The organism is Peptostreptococcus russellii (assembly GCF_003012055.1).
Lineage (GTDB): Bacteria > Bacillota > Clostridia > Peptostreptococcales > Peptostreptococcaceae > Peptostreptococcus > Peptostreptococcus russellii.
In genome coordinates, this window is the sequence record NZ_JYGE01000009.1 from 1 (window position 1) to 3030 (window position 3030).

A 3030-nucleotide genomic window follows, 5' to 3' on the forward strand; every position below is an offset into this window, starting at 1 on the left:
TTATCTCGAAATATCTGGCTTGGTTTGTTTGTGGTTTAAACAAGTTTGCTTGTTTAAACAGTTAATTTCAAATGCTTTATTTAAAAAGCTTTATTGAATTAACCTGCTGTTCAATTTTCAAAGTTCATTGTGTGTCGTGTTTTGACGACTTATTTATAGTAACATTTTTAAAAGCTTTTGTCAATACTTTTTTATTTTTATTTTTATTAAGTATTTAATCTTTTTAAAATTGTTAGTGCCCTTTTCTTAAGGACAAGTAATAATATACCACTATATTATATAAATTGCAAGCTTTTTTTAATATTATTTTAAAAATAAATCTTCTTACTTTCTTTTTTTATACAATAAAAGGCTTTTTATACTTTATATAGCAATAACTTGATATCTCAAAACTTTTTAAGGCTCTAGAAGCAAGTTCTCTTCTTTCTACTTAAATAGCCACCATCTTTTTTAGTAGCACTACTATATACTTTAATAGTTTTATTGCTTTCATACTTTATACTTTAATTTCCTGCTATTGCTTGTATTCTTCTCCTTATTATTCTACACCATACTTACCCTAGCTTTACTAAACTTATATGTTTTTTAATTTTTTATTTACTCTTCCTATTTTCTTATTTACTTTTTAAAGCCATCTGATTACTTCCATAGTTTTTTCTTTACTCTATTTTTGCTATATCTTGTATATTCACTCTCCTAAAATATTTACTTTTTATTCCTATTAAGTATTTCTATACTATATAATCTTATCGTGCTATAATCTTATTTTGGAGGAATTAAATTATGAAAAAAGAGGTAACATTTAGAGAATATAGAGATCAAGATGAGAAAAAAATAGAAAAGATTATTAGAAAAACTTGGAATTATGATAAATTTTGTGATGATAGAGTTTCAAAACTATTATCTGAAGTATTTCTTTTTAGCTGCTTGTGTAATCAAACATACACACAGGTTGCAGAAATGGATGGAGAGGTTCTGGGTGTGATTATGGCAAAGAATATAAAAAACCATAAATCTCCACTAAAGTATAGATTAAAATTACTACATTCACTTATTTCAATTAAAAGAAGTAAAAAGGGCAGAGAGGCTCTAGCTGTATTTGAAAAAGTAAGAGAAATCGACGATCTGCTTTTAAAAAATAGTGGAAAGCCCTATTCAGCTGAGCTTGCTTTCTTTGCGATGAACTCGGAATATAGGGGACTTGGAATCGGTAAATCACTCTTTGAAATGGCAAAATCCTATATGGAATCAAATAGCCTAGAAGATTTTTTCCTATTTACAGATACTAGCTGTAACTTTAAATTCTATGACCACTTGGGTATGAAGAAAAATAATGAAGAAAAAACTTTTTTTGATTTCTATAACTCAAATCAAGATTCCACATTCTTTATATATGATTTTTCTTTTAAAGGTGCAGTGCTGGATGTTTAAAACTACAAGTATATACTAACTATGTAATCACTTATGTATTTAGAATTTAATAATATATACTGACTTAGCAGCTACTATTATATTGAAGCATATGATCTACACTAGTCTATGCTAATTATATATTTATAGACTGCTAATAAATTATTAGCTTGCTAGCTTATGTCTTTAATATATAATAATTAGAGTCTACTATATATTTTAGAGTCTAATTAATCGATATTAATCCTATATTTACAACTTTATAGCTTACTAATATTTATTAAGTCAGTCCTTTTAAATTAAAACTATATCCAAATCTTCAATTTTATAGATCTCTGTAAAATAAAAAAAGCCAGCTGCTTACAACTGGCTTTTTCTTTAACTTATTCTTTAAATTTTCTCAAAGCAAAGAATGTAGATACAAATGTCAATCCATATATAATTGCATAAATAGCTATAAACAGTGATGATAGTGCAGGTGTTTTTATAATCATAACACCTAGAACTATACCAAGTACACCTGATATGATTCCTAGCCACCATCTAGGCATTTCTATTTGCTTTAAGTCTATTGAGATTGCTATCTCAGAGATACCCGTAAACATCTCCCAGAATCCTAAAAACATAGCTAATGTAATAGCTGTAAATGGTTGTGTATATAACATCGCAATACCAAGTAATATATCTAGGATAGATAGGATTAAAAATGACCCTGATCTAAATATAGAGCCCGTAAAGTATCTTATTACTCTTAATATACCTGTAGCCATAAACATATATGCAATTAAATATGCCAAAGAAATTAATGAGCCTACAGGATTTGTAAAGAATATTACACCTGTAATAATAAGCAATATACCTATTATTAATGAAATCCATCTAGCTTTCTTTAAACCTTCTCTCATAAGCTACCTCCTTATCAAATTTCAAATATATATTATCTATTATAATGTCTATATTATATATATACCCATTTATTGACTTTTAATAAATTAACGTTTCTGTTTACAGAATTCTCCAATCTTTTGATAGCTTTTTCTGATAAATGCCTTCACTCTAATCTACTTATTTTTATATTTATATTACTTTTTTATGAAATTTTACTCTATCCCTTACATACTCTATTTTCTATGGGAATGGTAAAGTACTCTTGAGATTTTAAATATAATTATTTTTACATAAAAAAGCCCTAGCATAAATGCTAGAGCTTATTACGTGGCTACTTCCTACTCTCCCAGGCAGTTTCCCACCAAGTACCTTTGGCGCTGGAGAGCTTAACTTCTGTGTTCGGTATGGGAACAGGTGTATCCTCTCTGCTATAATAACCACATATTTAATTGAAGTTTGTACCTTCAAAACTGAGTATATTTAGTAAACTTTGACGTCCATCGTATTTATTGGTCAAGTCCTCGATCTATTAGTATCAATAAGCTACATACATTACTGCACTTACACCTTTGACCTATCAACCAGGTAGTCTTCCTGGGATCTTAACCTTACGGTGGGAAATCTTATCTTGAAGTGGACTTCGCGCTTAGATGCTTTCAGCGCTTATTCTTTCCATACATAGCTACCCAGCTATGCCCTTGGCAGGACAACTGGTACACCAGAGGTATGTCC

2 protein-coding genes and 2 rRNA genes are annotated in these 3030 nt (G+C 28.9%); 1 reads left to right on the plus strand and 3 read right to left on the minus strand.

All coding sequences use genetic code 11. The annotated features are described in order from the left end of the window. The first annotated feature begins 783 nt into the window (after positions 1–783). A complete protein-coding gene (locus UF10_RS09060; protein ID WP_106777487.1) occupies positions 784–1431 on the plus strand; it encodes a GNAT family N-acetyltransferase in 648 nt (215 codons plus the stop codon). Positions 1432–1793: 362 nt separating this feature from the next. On the opposite strand, the gene UF10_RS09065 is transcribed toward UF10_RS09060, so the two are convergent. The 3 genes from UF10_RS09065 to UF10_RS09075 all read right to left on the minus strand — a co-directional run. Then, positions 1794–2315, minus strand: a complete 522-nt coding sequence (locus UF10_RS09065; protein WP_106777488.1) for an HdeD family acid-resistance protein — start codon at positions 2313–2315, stop codon at positions 1794–1796. 308 nt (positions 2316–2623) lie between these two features. Then, positions 2624–2740: ribosomal RNA gene (gene rrf / locus UF10_RS09070) — 5S ribosomal RNA — on the minus strand. Positions 2741–2807: 67 nt separating this feature from the next. After that, positions 2808–3030, minus strand: a 23S ribosomal RNA gene (locus tag UF10_RS09075); the annotation flags it as partial.

What these genes read in the sequence shown, in the direction of transcription:
- UF10_RS09060 (WP_106777487.1), top strand. Translation starts at nt 784, where the DNA reads ATGAAAAAAGAGGTAACATTTAGAGAATATAGAGATCAAGATGAGAAA.
- UF10_RS09065 (WP_106777488.1), bottom strand. Translation starts at nt 2,315, where the DNA reads ATGAGAGAAGGTTTAAAGAAAGCTAGATGGATTTCATTAATAATAGGT.